Source organism: uncultured Chloroflexus sp. (genome assembly GCF_937951745.1).
Lineage (GTDB): Bacteria > Chloroflexota > Chloroflexia > Chloroflexales > Chloroflexaceae > Chloroflexus.
Genome location: NZ_CALFBQ010000042.1, coordinates 15,336 through 31,363, shown reverse-complemented (window position 1 = coordinate 31,363; position 16,028 = coordinate 15,336). Strand labels below are relative to the sequence as shown.

Sequence of the window (16,028 nt, the reverse complement as noted above, 5' to 3'; positions counted from 1 at the left end):
CAGAGCGTTCCCTTTATGTGGTTGTCCAGCTCAGGGAGGCACCATGTCAGAATCATTGATGCAACAGCCGCTCGGCGCTATTCTCGACGCGCTGGCTTCGCGCGCTCCTACTCCCGGCGGTGGCAGCGTTGCGGCCCTGACCGGCGCGATGGCCGCCGGTTTAGTGAGTATGGTGTGTGAACTGACGATCGGTAAACCGCAGTTTGCTGAGGTCGAAGGCGAGTTGCGCGCGATCCATACGCAGGCCGAACAGTTACGGGCCGAATTGCAGCAGCTAGCTGGCGAAGATATTGCTGTGTTCAACCGGCTGGCAGCGGCGTACAAGCTGCCGCGTACGACTGAGGCCGATGCAGCGACGCGTAAAGCGGCGATCCAACAGATTACCCGCTTGGCTGCCGAAGTGCCGTTGCGCACAGCGCAAGCCGCAGCGGCGTTATTGCCACTCTGCACAACGCTGGCCAACAATTGTGCCCGGTTGGTGGTGAGCGATGTGGGAGTTGCGGTCTTGCTGGTACGGGCTACGGTGCAGAGTGCGGCGCTCAATGTTGAAATTAACCTCGCCGCACTTGAGGATCAGGTGTTCGTGCGCCAAACACGCGCCCAGTTACAAGATCTGCTGATCGGGCTTGGTGATGAAGTTGATGGGATTGTCACCATTGTCCGGGGAAGGATGACAGCATGAGCGCCCGGATTCTTGATGGTCGCGCGCTAGCTCAAGAGCTGCGCGCCGAGGCGGCGGCGCAGATTGCTGAATTGCGCGCGCGGATTGATCGCGCTCCAACCATTGCGGTCGTCCAAGTGGGTGATGATCCCGCCGCGACGCGCTACGTGCGCAGCATTGACCGGCTATGCCAGTCGTTGGGGGCAGCCTGCCGGGCCATTGCCTTGCCGGTGACCACCGAACAGGCCGATCTAGAAGCAACGGTCTCGAACCTGAGCGCTGATGATCGCGTTGATGGCATCTTATTGCAACTGCCGCTGCCGGCGGGTTTATCGCTCGATGGCGTCTTGCATCGCCTCGTACCAGAAAAGGATCTCGACGGCATCCATCCGATCAATGCCGGCTTGCTCGCGCAGGGCCGCCCGGCGTTGACGCCAAACACCCCTGCCGGCGGGATGGAGTTGCTGCGTCGGTATGGGATTGAGGTGCGTGGGAAGCGGGCAGCAGTGGTGGGTCGCTCGGCGATTGTGGGTCGGCCTATGGCCCTGCTGTTGCTACAGGCCGATGCCACCGTTACTATCTGCCATTCACGCACTCTCGATTTAGGTGCTGTCTTGCGTGAATGCGACATCATCGCTGCTGCGGCTGGCCGGCCCGGCCTGATTACGGCTGAGATGATTAAGCCCGGTGCGACAGTGATCGATTTCGGCACCAACGTGCTGGCTGATGGCAGTATGGTCGGTGATGTCGATTATGCAGGGGCCGTGGCAGTGGCCGGCGCCATTACACCGGTACCCGGCGGTACTGGCCCGGTGACCAACGTGATGCTCATGCAGAATCTGATTAAGGCTACCCGTACCCGGTTAGGGATATGAAAATCCTCGTGCTCGGCAATGATGGGCGCTGCCATGCGCTCGTCTGGAAGCTTTTCGCCAGCCCAACAGCCGATGTGCTCGTGGCGCCGGGTAATGGCGGCGCATGCCAGATTGCGCCGCGGGTTGATCTCGATCCGGCGCAGCCGGCGCAAGTAGCGCAGTGGGCGTTTAACGAGCAGATCGATCTGATCGTTCCTGCGAGCAGCGAACCACTCTGGGCAGGGTTGGTGGATGAAGTGGTGAGCATGCACATCGGCGTCTGCGGCGCGTCACAACGCAGCACGCGCATCGAGTGGAGCCGCTGTTACGCCAAAGAGTTGCTGCTGCGCTACCAATTGCCAACTCCGGCGGGGCGGTGTTTTGCCAGCTTGCCGATAGCGGAAAAGTACCTCGCCGCGCAACCGCTGCCAGTGGTGCTGCGCGGTGACCATCCGGCCGCCGGCGAGGGGGTCTACCACGATCGCTATGCTGCCTTGGAAGCGTTGCGGGCATTGTTTGTATCGCGCCCGGTGGAGGGCAGCAGCCATGGGGTGGTGATTGAAGAGTATGTGAGCGGGCCGGTGGTGAGCTTTTCTGCCATTACTGATGGCAGTTATTTGGTATCATTGCTGCCGACCCGCGTCTATGACGGAATGGGGCCGCACCCGGATAGTCCGCCGGCGCCGGGCATGGGCGCGATTACCGGCAATTCCGCCTACTCCCAGAAGCTGAAAGCGTACCTTGAACGCCACCTTATGCAACCGTTGGTAGCGGCCATTGCCCGCGAGCAGTTGCCTTATTGGGGGATCATCGGCGTTGACTGCGTGATCGGGGCGCAGGGGCCGCGGATTATCGGGTTGCGCTGTAATCTGCGCGACATGGAAGCGCAGGCAGTCTTGCCACGTTTGATCGACGATCTTGTGCCCTACTTTGAGGCTGCCATTGCCCGTAGCCTGCACCGTTTGCCGCCTTTGCGCTGGCGTGATGAAGCGAGCGTAGCCTTGGCGCTAGTGACGCAAGGCTACCCGCACCACTACCCAATCAACGCCGCGGTGGAAGGAGTCAGCGAGGTTGAAGCAGGCGTGCTGGTCTTCCACGATCAAACCGAGTCGCCGCACATCTTACGCTACGATCCGTCGCGGCGCGACCGGTTGTTTGGCGGCGGCAGCGGTGGCTTGTATCTGACCGGCGGGCATGTGGTGACGGTCGTGGCGCTGGGCGCTACGCTGGCCGGCGCACGCGGGCGAGCCATCATCAATGCCGAGCGGATCCGCTTTCCCGGACGCACTTACCGCGAAGATGTCGGCGCGAGCGAACAAGCGTAGGGCGGAACAGCGTAAGAGTGGAGCAGGCTTCCGCCCTTACGGCGTGTGAAAGGAATGATATGGCTGCCAAACCTGTTATTGCGCTGGCCACGACTAATGAAGCAATTGCAGCGTGCTATCTAGTTCTGGTTGCACTGCGTTCTCATCTGGTTACGGCATCGTTTGTCGATCGCAGCCGGTGGCAGATGGCATATGGCTATCAGGTTGCCGTGGTCTAGGTTGATGGCGCAGCCGTCGCGGTAGCCGGGTTCCGCGTCAGCGAAAATCTGGCGTAGAGTCGCTTTCTGGATGTTGATGATCTGGTGACTCGCGCCGATCGATGTCCGCATAGCTATGGTGCGATGTTGCTGGCGTGGCTCAAGGAGTATGCTGCCACGACAGGGTACGCTCAACGCCACCTCGATCCGGGCACGTGGCGCAAAGACGCGCACCGGTTTTACTAACGCGAGGGGATGCGACTGAGTAGCTTTTATGTTGTCTGTGATGTGACGACCGCTTGCCGTAGTAGCGGGGACGTTACGAAGTTTGTCGCTTCGCAACAATTTTGCCATTGACTTCCATGACGCAGCGTGTTATACTCGGAATTGTAACGCACTGCGTTATACAACTACCAAAACCCGGCAGGCTGTGCTATGATACAGATAGTCTGAACTCCGGTTACTACCATAGAGCAGGAGGCTACGATGACAACGGTCGAAGAGATTGAGGTTAATGTCCGCCAGATCGATGAGACGCCGCCGCCGGTCAATCCGAGCGTGCAAATCTTTGAAGTGGTGCGCAAGCTGATGCTGGCCGGCATTGGTGCGTTTGCTCTCAGCCGCGAAGAGGCCGAGGCCTTTCTCAACCGGCTGGTTGAGCGGGGTGAGCTGGCGCAGAAAGATGCGCAGAAGTTGTTTGAGGAGGCTGCCGAGCGGTTCCGCAAGACGGCGATGCCGCAGACCGATCAGGTGCAGACTAACCTCAACAATCTGACTGCGCAGGTTGAGACCAGCTTCGAGCAATTCCTCAACCGGCTCAACATCCCCTCCAAGCGCGACATTGACGAGCTGAGCGCCAAGATTGCCCAACTGGCGGCCCGCGTCGAGGAGTTGCGCCGCGTGCAAGAGACGTCGGCTCGCAGTCGCACTCGCGGCGAGGCGAAGGAAGAGCACAGCGAGAAGTAGTTAGCTTGGAATTGCCGAACGCCGGCACTGTGGCGTTGGCCACAGTTGCCGGTGTTTTGGCGCAGCGTGTTATAATTGCCGCTGAGACTATTAAGGCAACGCCGGGATTGGCAAGGCATTGCGTTTATCTGCATCACCCGGCTCAAGGCGGCATATACCATGCATGTCATTAAAAAATACGCCAACCGGAAACTGTATCATACCAACCAAAAGCGCTACATCACCCTCGAAGGCATTGCCAAGCTTGTGCAAGAAGGTGAGACGGTGCAAGTGCTCGATAATGAGACCGGTGACGACATCACGGCTAATATTTTGGCGCAGGTCGTATTACAGGCCCGTGGTCGCGCTTCGCCGTTGCCAACCAACTTACTCACCGGTCTGATACAGGTTGGTGGTGACACTCTCACAACGTTGCGGCGCACGCTCTTCAGTTCGCTCGGTGGTGATGAACTGATCGAAGCTGAAATTGGCCGGCGGATCGATGTGCTGGTTGACGAGGGCGCTCTTTCACCCGAAGAGGCCGATCGCTGGCGCAAGCTGTTGTTACGGCAAGAGTTTGCCCGTGATGCGCAGAATCAGTTGGCCGATCGCATCGCTGATGTACCGACACGCAATGATGTCGAACGGCTCCATGCCCAGATCGATGCGCTCACCAGTATGGTTGAGCAATTGTTACGCTGGCGTTGAAGGTGATCGCACATCGTTGCAAAGAGGCAGGCTATGCAGCGCAGCACAACCGCTTTGGTCCTCGCCGGCGGCGGCGTGGCCGGCGCCGCCTATGAGATCGGTGCCCTCTGCGCCATCGATCAGGTGCTCGAACATCTCTCGGTCAATGAATTTGATATCTATGTCGGCACTAGCGCCGGCGCGTTGATCAATGCCTGTCTCGCTAACAATATGTCGCCGCGCACGTTAATTAGCGTGCTTGAAAGTTCATTGCTCGGCATCGATCAACTCGAACCGCACCACCTCTACCAGTTCAATCTGGCCGATCTGTTGCGCCGCGCTTCGCATCTGCCCGGCGCGTTGGTGCAGGCTCTCCAACGCTGGTTGCGTGAAGGCAGCGAGGCTTCGCTCCTCGATCTGATCGAAACCTTGGCGGTTGGGTTGCCGACCGGTCTCTATGACTCTCAGGCGCTCGAACGTTATCTCCGGGCGGCGCTCGAACAACCCGGTCGTTCAAACCGCTTTACCGATCTTGATCGCGAGTTAATGATCGTTGCTACTGATCTCGATACTGGCGAACGAGCAGTCTTCGGGTTGCCGCCGCTCGAACACGTGCCGATTTCGCTCGCCGTTTGTGCGTCGGCGGCGATCCCCATCTTCTACCGCCCAGTACGGATCGGTGATCGCGACTATATCGATGGCGGGTTGCGCGGCACTGCCAGCCTCGATGTCGCTATCGAGCGCGGAGCTGAGCTGATCGTGTGCATCAATCCGATGGTACCGTTCGATAATCGCCGCCATCCACCCGGCGCTAGCATCAGCGATCAGGGCATTCAGCGAATCGGCAATCAAGTATTTCGCACCTTTATTCACGCCGGTTTGCATTACCATATCAAGCAAGTGCGCCGCCGCCATCCTGAAGTTGATATCATTCTGATCGAACCTTCGCGTCAAGATCGGATGATGTTCGCTGAAAATACGATGCGTTTCCGCACTCGGATGACAATTGCCCGCCACGGTTTCGAGAGTGTGGCCCACCATCTATGTGAACATTATCCGTATTACCGGGCGATGCTGGCCCGGCATGGCATTGCGATCAGCGATGAGCGGATCAGGCAGGATTTGCGCAACTTGCAGATGGCCGGCGATGACCCGCATCTCGTGCGCGCGGCGTTGGTGACTGGCGGCTCACTTCACACCGCTCCGGAGGGGCTGGCCTCAACGCTGGCGGAATTAGATCGTTTGCTGTCGCGGCTTGAGGTTGCCCGTTGAGATGATCGTCTATATCGCCTATCCCACCAGCTTGAATTTGCAGTCGGCAAACGCGCTGCAAACTTATACCACGCTGCGCGAATTGCGCTCGCGCCGGCCTGATACCCTCGCCCTGATTCCGCGCTGGAGGATGGAGCCAAGCCGGTTTTACGAAGTTGGAGCGGTGCATCTGCCCCGCCCGGCGATTGGCAAGCTCTCACGCTTCTATAAGAGCACGCTGCTCTATTATACGGAACATTCGGTGTTTGCCGCAATGACCGCGGCGATAGTGGCTCCCCGCCGGCAGACAGTCGAAGCAGTCTACATCCGCCAGCCGATTATTGCCGCGTGGTGGGCCGGTGTTTTTGGTCCCCGGCTTGGCCTGCCCGTGATCTATGAGGCGCATGATCTTGAGTCGCGCAACCCGTCACGGGCCAAGGAACGTTGGGCGCGTGGATTGCTTGATCTCATTGACCGGACGGCGATCGGTCGCGCGACGGCGGTTGCCTCACTCACCGCGGATTTTCGCCGGCTGTTGGCGCAGATCGGTTGGCGCGAGCCGGCTGATGTGGCGGTTATTCCCGATGCCTACGACGAGCAGATCTTTGCACCGCAAGATCGCGTCGCTTGCCGCACCGAACTTGGCTTGCCTCCCACAGCGCCAATCGTCGCCTATGCCGGCATGACTTTCGCCCACCGCTGGTTGGACGGTCTGCTCAGTGCCATCCGTGCGCTACGCGCTACCCATCCGGATTTGATCGGTTTGATTCTTGGCGGGCGACCCGGCGAACGGGCGGCGCTGGCGGCCCATGCGATCAGCGAAGGGTTGCGGGTCGCTGAAACCACGACCACGCCAGCCGACCTCTACTTGCTGCCGCCGCGTCCACAAACCGAGGTGGTGCGCTGTCTCGGCGCGGCTGATGCGCTGGTGATTCCCGATACCGTCACCGATGTGACTGCCTCGCCGCTCAAGTTGTTCGAGTATATGGCGTTGGGTATACCGGTTGTGCTGCCGTCCATTCCAGCCTTGCACGAGATCTTGCCGCCGCATCTGGCCTACAGTTTCACCCGGCGCGATCTGGCCGGCTTGCAAGCGGCGCTGAGCGCGGCGTTGGCCGAACGCGACCCATCGCTCGCAGCGGTGCGCCAAGCCTTGGCGGCTGAACATACCTATGGCCGGCGAGCCGAACGGATTATTGCCTTGGTGGAACGGGTGGCGAATCGCAAATAGCGGCAAAGCAACGCTGCGCTCCTATTGGGTTGGCGCTTGCCAGAGGCAGATACGGCCATCATGAGCGCCAGTAGCCAGTAATTGGCCGTCGGGGCTAAAGCTCAGGCAGCTCACGCCGGCACTGTGTTCGAGCACGAGCGGTAACGGTTGCACCTGTTCCATTTGCCAAAAGCGAGCGCTACGATCTTCGCTGACCGAAGCCAAGATCGGGAACCGCGGGCTGAAGGCAAGCCCGCGCACCGGCGCCGTGTGGCCCTGCAGGGTGTCGAGCGGGTGATAATCCTTGAGCCGCCACAGCCGAATGCTAGTGCCGCTGCTTGCGGCAATGATCGTGCTAGCCGGATTAAACGCGACGCTGTAAATGAACGTATTAAAGCCGTTAATCGGTTGGAGCGCTCGTTGATCGGCGACCTGCCAGAGATAGATCGCGCCATCATAGCAGCCAGCCGCTATGAGGGATCCATCAGGCGAAAAGCTCAATGAATGGACGAAGGGGCATGTCAATAGGCCAATCGGCTCGATTTTTTCTTGCCGTAGCTCGTACAGGGTGATTGCACTACCCCACCCGCCAGTGGCGAGGTACCGGCCATTAGGGCTAAATCCAACGCTCTCGATTGGGCAACCGAGGTATTGGATGGTTTGTAATGGTTGCCAATCATCCGTGCGCCAGATCCGCACCGTCTCGTCATCGCTGCCGGTCGCAGCCAGCTTGCCATCCGGACTCCACGCGACCGTGCGGACAGTGCTCTCGTGGCCACGCAGGCTGGTTACTTGTTCGCCAGTACTGACATCCCACACCCCAACGGTATAGTCGTCATAGCCAGCCAATAACCATGTGCCATCAGGTGAAAACGCGATACTCCGCACCTGACTGCCCGTGATCAGACGGCGTAACATCGTGCCAACCGGTGTTTTCAATCGAGTCGGGCTAGACTCCGCTGATGACGGTTGGGAGGGTGTCTCAATAGGCTCAGGGGCTGGCGGCGTTGTTGGTTGGGGTATGGGTCGTAAAGCTGCCGGAGCCGCAGCGGCTGGCTTACCACGCAGGCGGTGAAGCGCCTCGCGCATCTCGCGAGCCGATTGCGGTCGCTGTTCGATCAGCGTTGCCATACCTTGCTCGATCAACTGAGCCAACCCCTCAGGAACATGCGGTGCTAAGCTGCGGATCGGACGCAACGGGTCAGGCTGGCCGTTGACTAGCCGGGCCATACGGGTCATTGCATCAGGCGGCAGTACACCAGTCAGCAGGTGATACAGGGTTGCCGAAAGCGAGTAGATGTCGCTGCGCGGATCGGGTTCGCCATCGCGCATCTGTTCGTAGGGCGCATACGGCGGGGTAAAGCCGTAGACCTTGCGCGTGCCCGACCCGTCAATCCCGGCAGAGACCGTCATCCCGCCGCGGGCTAGCCCAAAATCGAGCAAGATGATATCGTGGCTTGGGGTGAGCTTGAGATTCTTTGGCTTAATATCACGATGGATGACCGGCACGGGCCGCGTATGCAAGTAATGCAACACGTCGAGCAATTGATCCGTCCACTTAACCACCATCGGTACAACCTGCGGCGAGGCGAACCGGCGGCCAAGGCGGGCCAGTTGATTACCGAGATCTTCGCCATGGATAAATTCCATGACCAGAAATTGGCCCTGTGGATCAATGAAATGATCGATCACACGCGGCAATGCTTGATGCCTGAGCCGGGCCAGTATTTGCGCTTCGCGCTCGAACGCCTGCCGGTAGGCTTCATCGTTAAACAGGGTCTGCTTCAGGGCCACGTCAATGCGTAGTCGCAAATCGCGCGCCTGATAGACAGCGCCCATCCCGCCTTTGGCGATCTGGGTGATGACCCGATACCGGCCTTGCAAGACTGTTTCCGGCGCAAGCATGCGCACTACTCCGGGCAGACGCGAACCCACTAAATCGTATTATAACAAAATGCTGGCATTGCGGTTGACCCTTGGGTTGTTTGCGTTCCTTCCTACCTGCGGGGTGTCGCGGCGTGATGCCCTTCAGGCATGCATTCCGCACCCCATGTGTCGTTGCGAGCAGCCGGGGGCGCAGCAATCTCCCCCTCACCTAGTGTCATTGCGAGCCGCCGGAGGCGGCGCCGCAATCTCCTGCTTAAGCGGGAGTGATCCGTTCAGGTATTCTGCCCGCTGAAGGGGTAGATTGCTGCGGGCACTGTGCGCCCTCGCAATGACCCATAGATGCAGAGGTGTTACACCGCTAGACCGTAGGCTTCGGCTAAGAGTTCGATCGGATGGCGAGTGGCGACGCCAGTTGCGCCGCTGATCTGCCAGCGACAGGTCTCGCTGTCGCAGAGCGCGAGGTCTTGGCCGCTGGCGCGCACGAAGTCGAACAGGGACTTGCCGACGTCCATCGCGATCTGATACTTCTCGCGCTTGATGCCGTAGGTGCCGGCGATGCCGCAGCATTCGGCTCGACTCTCGCGCAGGCGTAAGCCGGGCACCAGTCCTAGCACATCAAGTACTGGGCGGCCAATCCGGTGCGCGCGCAACTGGCATGGCGGGTGGTACGGCAATTCACGTTCGATCGGGCGGAAATCGGTGCGCAGGCGGCCTTGCTCGTAGAGATTGCGCAGAAACTCGAAGATGTCATAGGTGCCGGCAGCGACCGCGTGAATGTCGTCGCCGTGCAACCCCAGCAGCTCCGGCGCCTCTTCTTTGAGGGTGAGTGTACAGCTAGTGCTGGTGCCGACGATCGGGATACCGGCGCGAGCGTAGGGCAAGAGTTGGGCGACGTTGTATTCGTGATGGCTCTGCGCTGCTGGAAAGTCGCCGTTTGAGAGCAGTGGCAAGCCGCAGCAGCGTTGCGGCGGCACGATGACCTCAAACCCGAGGTGTTCGAGCACAACAATCGCCGCCTTACCGACATGCGGTTCATAGTAGTTCGTGCTGCACCCGTGGAAGTAGACGACCTGTGGTCGTCGCCCGTTGGTCGCCGGTTTGTGCCGTTTGAACCAACGCCGGAAGGTGTAGGTGCTGGCTTTGGGCAGCGGTGCGTGGCGATGAATGCCCATCACCCGTTCGATCATCCAGCGCGCCGGCGCAAAGTTGAGCGTGAAGTTGACTAGCGGCGCGTGTGGGCCGCTGCTGAGCCGCCCCACCAACCCTGAACGGGCGATAATCCGGTTGCGTAAGGGCATGCCGCGTTCGGCGACGATTTGGGCGCGGGCGCGGGCATTCAGCTCAGCGATGCGCACGCCGGTCGGGCAGACCTGATTGCAGACCCGGCAGCCTGAACAGTAGTCAACTGAAGCATCGGGCGACGGTTGGGCGGCATGGCGGAAGCGTTGCGCTTGCGGCCCGACGTATTTGGGGCCGGGGAAGGCATCGGTTACTGCTGCCACTGGGCAGGCTGAGGTGCAGATGTTGCATTTGATGCAATGATCGAGTGATTGGGTGAGTGAGAGTTCGATATGATCCATAGTGGTGATTCCTCTGCGAGCGCATGATGGAGCCGCACTGTTGTGCGGCTGTACGAAAAGTGGCGGCGAGCGCAGCTTATTGGAGTGCATCGCCTGCGGCGGTACTATCATGCCTGCCCGGCGGCCCAGCCAGTGGCGATAGCCGCCCCTTCGAGGCAGCCTTCGCGAATCGGATCGTAGCCGGCCAGCGCACCACCTACAACCTGCACATTTTCGTATACCAGCCGGCCAGCGGCGTCAAGCGGGCGCAGGCGTTGATCAACGCGCACCCCGCTTTGAAAGACGGGGTGGCCGTGTTCATCGAGAAACCGCGGCGCAAACCATCCTGCCCTGCCATCAGGCGTTTGCAGCGGCAGGGCGAGCGCCGTTTCATACAGATAGCCTTCAGGCGTGGCTCGCACCCCACCGCCAAGAATGCCGCCGGTTGCCAAGACCCAGTGCCGGGCAGTGTGACGCTGCTCGCGGGCTGCCGCCTCGCTGAAGACAGCGACGAGGGTGTCGCCAATGTGCTCGGCGCGCTGGACAAATCCACCCAATTGGATGCGGCCGCCTAACCGCAGCAATTCATCCTCTAGGATCTGATACAGCCGCATACCGGCCACCGAAACCGGCAGGGTGGGAATTTCAAAGATCAATGCGCCGGCCCGATTTTGCAGATCGCGCACCACCGCGGTGGCATGCCTGAGACCGAGGATGGCTGGCAGGCCGATGCGGGCATAACCACCTTTGCGTACATGGGCGGCCAATTGCTCGCCAAGGTTGGCACGGAATGCCGGTTGCTCGCACAAGCGGGCTAACGTCACCGAGCTGAAATCGTGCTGGCGCTGCGTAGGCGGCAGCGCCAACTGCGCCGCTTCAGCAGCGATGCCTTGTGCGCGCAGGTTAGCGGCGATCAGCGGCGGGAAGAAGTCGCGCAACTCGGCAAAGCCGGCAATGAGCGTAGGCCGGCCATCGCGCAATTGGCGGGCATCGCCGGCGATCATTGTGGCCGGGGCAAACGCGGTGGGGCGCAGTGCGCCTAGCGCCGTCGGCAAGAGCAGGTTGCGGTTGAGATTGCCAGCGAATGGATAGTCGGCTGCTTCGCCGATAGTGCGGACACGGGCAATCCCTTGCTCGATCATCGCCGGGCCGGCCAGCGCGTAGGGATGATGAGGGCGTTGGATAGCCAGTTGGGCAATCCCGGCCAGCGGGTCATCCACATCGGCAAGTAGATCAATACAGCCGGTTGACCAGTGAGTCGCGCCGTGACCTTTGGCCAGCACCAGCACCTTCTCGCCGCGTTCGGCGCGGCCAATTGCGGCCAGCATCCCGCTGAGGCCGGCGCCAATCACAATCGTATCGTACATAGACACTCTCCCAGCGGGCTATGCCTGCACATACTCGGTTGCGATAGCGGGATGCTGCGTCACTAACCCGCCTCCCGGCTCGGCCAACGCGCGCAAGCGGTGAATCCCCAACACACCGGCGTAAATCAACTCGTCAAGACGAGCCTGCCGCAACTGGTCGCCCCAGAGCACTGGCGTCAATCCCTTCCACCGCTCTTGGAGGAAGTGCAACATCGCTTCGTTGGCGTGAGTATGGCTGAGGCCATCGGCACAGCGCCGCTCGTAGAGCAGGTTAGCCGTGCGGTAGATGCACCAGCCGCCTTGGCATGGTCCCATCCCCATGCGCACATCGCGCCGGATATCGTCAAGGTTGTGCGCACCGGCATCAATCGCCGCAATAATCCGGTCGCGGGTGACCAATTCACATTCGCAGATCAGATCACCAGCAGCGTGTTCGCTTTCAACCAGTGCCAGCGGCTTGCCAAGCCAGTAGTGTGGCGTTTGGGCTGCCGGATCGGGTGACACCGTCACCATCGCGTGGGCGCGGTGCTCGAAGCGTGGCACCGGCAAGACCTCGCTCGCCGTGCGGCACGGTTGAGTATTACCAAGCCGACGGGCTAGCTCGTTAACCGTCTGCTCGGCCATCAGGCGATACGTTGTCCACTTGCCGCCGACAATCGACAGAATGCCGCTGACGCCATCACGCTCTTCGTGATCGAGCAACTTGAACGTGCGAGGAATATCGCGGTCACTAGCGACATCTTTATCTTTATAAAGCGGGCGCACGCCAGCCCATGCGCGCAAGGCGCGATACTGGCGGAAACCGGGAATCAGCTTCTCGCCTTCATCAAGCATAAACTGGATCTCTTCCGGCTCGATCCCAAATACATCGGGATCGGGGACATGCACATCAGTGGTACCGATCACGGCAACTGTGTGGATGGGCACGATAATATCGCCATCGGAGGGCAGTTTACAGCGATTAACGACAGTATTGACCATCCGGTGGTTCATTGCCACCATAGTCCCCTTACCGGGCACGACCGTCACCGTCACACCGGCCATTGCTGCGATCTTGCCGGCCCATGCGCCGGCGGCATTGAGCACGTAGGTGCAATCGATCCGGATTCGCTCGCCGCTGCGTAAATCTTCGACGATGGCCCCCACTACTCGATCGCCCACCCGCACCAGCTCAACCACATTGTGATACGTGCGAATCTCGGCACCATACTCGCGGGCAGCGAGCGCCACCGAGTGCGTGGCAAGGAAGGAGTCGGCTGACCCATCATGCACCTCAAACACGCGCGAAATGCGTGGATTGAGGGCCGGTTCGCGGCGCAGCATCTCGGCGACGCTGATCTCTTGCACCGGCACGCCGGTACGGTGGCAATTGGTTACAAACACATCGCCATAGCTTTCATCATCCCACGGCGTAATTACGAAAAAGCCAGAGGTCTGCTCGATGCAGTGGGGCATAATCCGGCGTAGGATGGCATTTTCGTGGGCGCATTCGGTGGCCGATTGTGGGTCTTTAGTCACATATCTCCCGCCGGAATGGAGCAGGCCGTGGTAGCGACCGGTGGTACCGTGGGTTATATCACCCTTCTCGACGAGGATGCAGCGAATGCCGCGCATTGCCAGATCGAGCGCACAGCCGGTACCGGTCGCACCACCGCCGATCACCAACACGTCGGTGGAGAGCGTTTGCATGCTGATCTCCTAACAGGCAACAAAACCGGCAGGATTGCTCCCGCCGGTCTTGTCGCATTAAACAGACACTGCCGCGCAGGACGGGCGGTACATAACCGATGACGGTATCATAACACCATCGTGCGGGTTACGCACCACTATGCATCAACCAAACTGCTTGGCGGCGTTGCGTGCATCGAGAAGCGTGCTCCCCAGCACTACTCCACCCAATCGAAGGTGCGGGTCACTGCCTTCTTCCAACCGCGATAGAGGCGAGCGCGGGTCTCTTCATCCATCTGCGGCGTCCATGTATGATCCACGCCCCAGTTGGCCCGCATCTCGTCGGTGTTCGACCAGAAGCCGACGGCAAGGCCGGCGGCATACGCCGCGCCGAGCGACGTCGTTTCGGCCACCTTGGGCCGGATCACCGGCACACCGAGGATGTCGGCTTGGAACTGCATCAAGGTGTTATTGTAGACCATGCCGCCATCGACCTTGAGTGCAGTTAGCTTCACCCCTGAATCTTGCTCCATCGCATCAAGCACTTCGCGGGTTTGATAGGCGGTAGCTTCGAGCACGGCGCGGGCGAGGTGGCCTTTGTTGACGTAGCGAGTCAAGCCCACAATCACGCCGCGAGCATCTGAGCGCCAGTAGGGGGCGAACAGACCGGAGAAGGCGGGCACGAAATAGATGCCGCCGTTATCTTCGACCAGATTAGCCAGCGCCTCTACCTCAGCCGACGAGGTAATCAAGCCAAGGTTATCGCGCAGCCACTGCACAAGAGCGCCGGTAATCGCGATCGAACCTTCAAGCGCGTAGACAGCGGGTTGGTCGCCGAACTTATAGCAGACGGTAGTCAGCAAGCCACTCTTCGATGGCACGATCTTGGTGCCGGTATTGAGCAGCATAAACGAGCCGGTGCCGTAGGTGTTCTTCGCCTCGCCGGCATCGAAGCAGGTCTGGCCCACCATCGCGGCCTGCTGGTCGCCAAGGATACCGGCCACTGGCACCCCAGCCAAATCGCCGGTGGCCGTGCCATAGACCATACTCGACGGCACAATCTTGGGCAGCATCTGGCGCGGAATACCCATAATGCCAAGGATCTCGTCATCCCAATCAAGGGTTTCGAGGTTCATCAGCATTGTGCGTGAGGCATTCGTCACATCAGTGACATGAACGCCGCCATCGGGGCCGCCGGTGAGCCACCACGTCAAGAAGGTGTCAATATTGCCGAAGACAACATCACCCGCCTCAGCCGCTTCGCGCGTGCCGGGCACATGATCGAGAATCCAGCGAATCTTGGGGCCAGAGAAATAGGTTGCCAGCGGTAGGCCGGCCTTAGCGCGGAAGCGATCTTGGCCGCCATCAGCCGCCAGTTCGTTGCAAATCTGGTCGGTGCGGGTGTCTTGCCAGACAATCGCGTTGTAGACTGGGCGGCCCGTTTTGCGATTCCAAACCACCGTCGTCTCGCGCTGGTTGGTGATACCGACCGCAACAATATCACTCGCGCTCAAGCCGCCCTTATTGAGCGCGCTGCGGATCACGCTCTGGGTGCGCTCCCAAATCTCGTCGGGGCTATGTTCAACCCAACCGGGGCGGGGATAAATCTGCTCGTGCTCTTTCTGGTCGTAGCAGACCACATTGCCACTGTGGTCAAAAATCATACAGCGGGTGCTGGTCGTTCCCTGATCAATTGCAGCGGCATACTTTGCCATGAGGACAGACTCCTTTGTCTCCAAGCATACCAAGTGGCATGCGAACTTATCCTTGGGCGGCGCGTTCGAGGGTGGCGAGCATTGCCTGCGCCATCAGGAACGCAGACGCCGCCCCCGGATCGCGATGGCCAATCGAGCGTTCACCGAGGTACGACGCGCGGCCCTTCGTCGCTAACATTGGTTCGGTTGCGATCATGCCCTGTTCACAGGCGGCAACTGCGGCGCGCATAGCCGCCAGCAGATCACCGCTTGCTGCATACTGCTCTTTCAGCGCATCGACCGCAGGCGCGATTGCATCGATCATCGTCTTTTCGCCGCGGGTTGCCTTGCCGCGCGTTTGAATGCCTTCGAGGGCAGCGCTGAGGGCAGCGATCAGCTCTTCGGCGCCGATCGTGGCCCGGTCGCCGATCGCCGTGCCGGCGCGGAGAAAGGCAGTGCCGTAGAGGGGGCCGCTGGCCCCGCCAACGGTCGAGATCAGCGTCATACCGGTCAATTTCAAGAGACCACTGATACTGCGATCGGTTGCCGTGGGTAGTTTACTCATGACCGTGCTAAAGCCGCGGTCGAGATTCACACCGTGGTCGGCATCACCAATCGCCGCATCGAGCCGTGTCAGATACTCACGCTGCTCTTTGACCCGTTCGGCTACCAGTTGAAGAAAGCTTGTGACATGATCGGCGGTGATCTGCATGGTTCCCCTAC

Annotated in this window: 14 protein-coding genes; 8 read left to right on the top strand and 6 right to left on the bottom strand. The window is 60.2% G+C overall.

The annotated features are described in order from the left end of the window. Positions 1-43 precede the first annotated feature (43 nt). The 8 genes from Q1A59_RS10500 (at position 44) to Q1A59_RS10465 (ending at position 7,151) form a co-directional block, all read left to right on the top strand. On the top strand, positions 44-682 hold the full coding sequence (locus tag Q1A59_RS10500; RefSeq protein ID WP_299644949.1) for a cyclodeaminase/cyclohydrolase family protein: 639 nt from the start codon (positions 44-46) through the stop codon (positions 680-682). After that, positions 679-1,536, top strand: coding sequence for a bifunctional 5,10-methylenetetrahydrofolate dehydrogenase/5,10-methenyltetrahydrofolate cyclohydrolase (locus tag Q1A59_RS10495; protein WP_298401756.1), 858 nt, complete (start codon positions 679-681; stop codon positions 1,534-1,536). Before Q1A59_RS10500 ends, Q1A59_RS10495 begins: the two co-directional genes overlap by 4 nt. After that, positions 1,533-2,840: a phosphoribosylamine--glycine ligase gene (locus Q1A59_RS10490; RefSeq protein ID WP_298401754.1), complete on the top strand. Its 1,308-nt coding sequence runs from the start codon at positions 1,533-1,535 to the stop codon at positions 2,838-2,840. The genes Q1A59_RS10495 and Q1A59_RS10490 overlap by 4 nt, the downstream gene beginning before the upstream one ends. A gap of 59 nt (positions 2,841-2,899) precedes the next feature. Further along, positions 2,900-3,058: a hypothetical protein gene (locus tag Q1A59_RS10485; protein ID WP_298401752.1), complete on the top strand. Its 159-nt coding sequence runs from the start codon at positions 2,900-2,902 to the stop codon at positions 3,056-3,058. 465 nt (positions 3,059-3,523) lie between these two features. Continuing rightward, a complete protein-coding gene (locus Q1A59_RS10480) occupies positions 3,524-4,003 on the top strand; it encodes a phasin family protein (protein WP_298401750.1) in 480 nt (159 codons plus the stop codon). A gap of 159 nt (positions 4,004-4,162) precedes the next feature. Further along, positions 4,163-4,690 (top strand): polyhydroxyalkanoate synthesis regulator DNA-binding domain-containing protein, encoded by a 528-nt coding sequence (locus Q1A59_RS10475; RefSeq protein WP_298401747.1) that lies wholly within the window; start codon positions 4,163-4,165, stop codon positions 4,688-4,690. A gap of 33 nt (positions 4,691-4,723) precedes the next feature. Further along, a complete protein-coding gene (locus Q1A59_RS10470) occupies positions 4,724-5,941 on the top strand; it encodes a patatin family protein (RefSeq protein WP_298401744.1) in 1,218 nt (405 codons plus the stop codon). Position 5,942: 1 nt separating this feature from the next. Next, complete coding sequence (locus Q1A59_RS10465; RefSeq protein WP_298401742.1) at positions 5,943-7,151, top strand: glycosyltransferase; 1,209 nt, start codon at positions 5,943-5,945, stop codon at positions 7,149-7,151. A gap of 21 nt (positions 7,152-7,172) precedes the next feature. Here Q1A59_RS10465 and Q1A59_RS10460 read toward each other — a convergent pair whose 3' ends face one another. From Q1A59_RS10460 to dhaL, 6 genes are all read right to left on the bottom strand, one after another. Continuing rightward, entirely contained in the window at positions 7,173-9,035 is a 1,863-nt protein-coding gene (locus Q1A59_RS10460; protein WP_298401740.1) for a WD40 repeat domain-containing serine/threonine protein kinase, read from the bottom strand. A 332-nt stretch (positions 9,036-9,367) separates the two neighbouring features. Then, entirely contained in the window at positions 9,368-10,597 is a 1,230-nt protein-coding gene (locus Q1A59_RS10455; protein ID WP_298401737.1) for an anaerobic glycerol-3-phosphate dehydrogenase subunit C, read from the bottom strand. 107 nt (positions 10,598-10,704) lie between these two features. After that, positions 10,705-11,943, bottom strand: a complete 1,239-nt coding sequence (gene glpB, locus Q1A59_RS10450) for a glycerol-3-phosphate dehydrogenase subunit GlpB (RefSeq protein WP_298401735.1) — start codon at positions 11,941-11,943, stop codon at positions 10,705-10,707. Between the two features lie 18 nt (positions 11,944-11,961). Next, positions 11,962-13,632 carry an anaerobic glycerol-3-phosphate dehydrogenase subunit GlpA gene (gene glpA, locus Q1A59_RS10445; RefSeq protein ID WP_298401733.1) on the bottom strand — a complete coding sequence of 557 codons (1,671 nt, stop codon included), beginning with the start codon at positions 13,630-13,632 and terminating at the stop codon, positions 11,962-11,964. Positions 13,633-13,829: 197 nt separating this feature from the next. Beyond that, positions 13,830-15,326: a glycerol kinase GlpK gene (gene glpK, locus Q1A59_RS10440; RefSeq protein WP_298401731.1), complete on the bottom strand. Its 1,497-nt coding sequence runs from the start codon at positions 15,324-15,326 to the stop codon at positions 13,830-13,832. A 46-nt stretch (positions 15,327-15,372) separates the two neighbouring features. After that, positions 15,373-16,017, bottom strand: a complete 645-nt coding sequence (gene dhaL / locus Q1A59_RS10435; RefSeq protein WP_298401729.1) for a dihydroxyacetone kinase subunit DhaL — start codon at positions 16,015-16,017, stop codon at positions 15,373-15,375. Positions 16,018-16,028 lie beyond the last annotated feature (11 nt).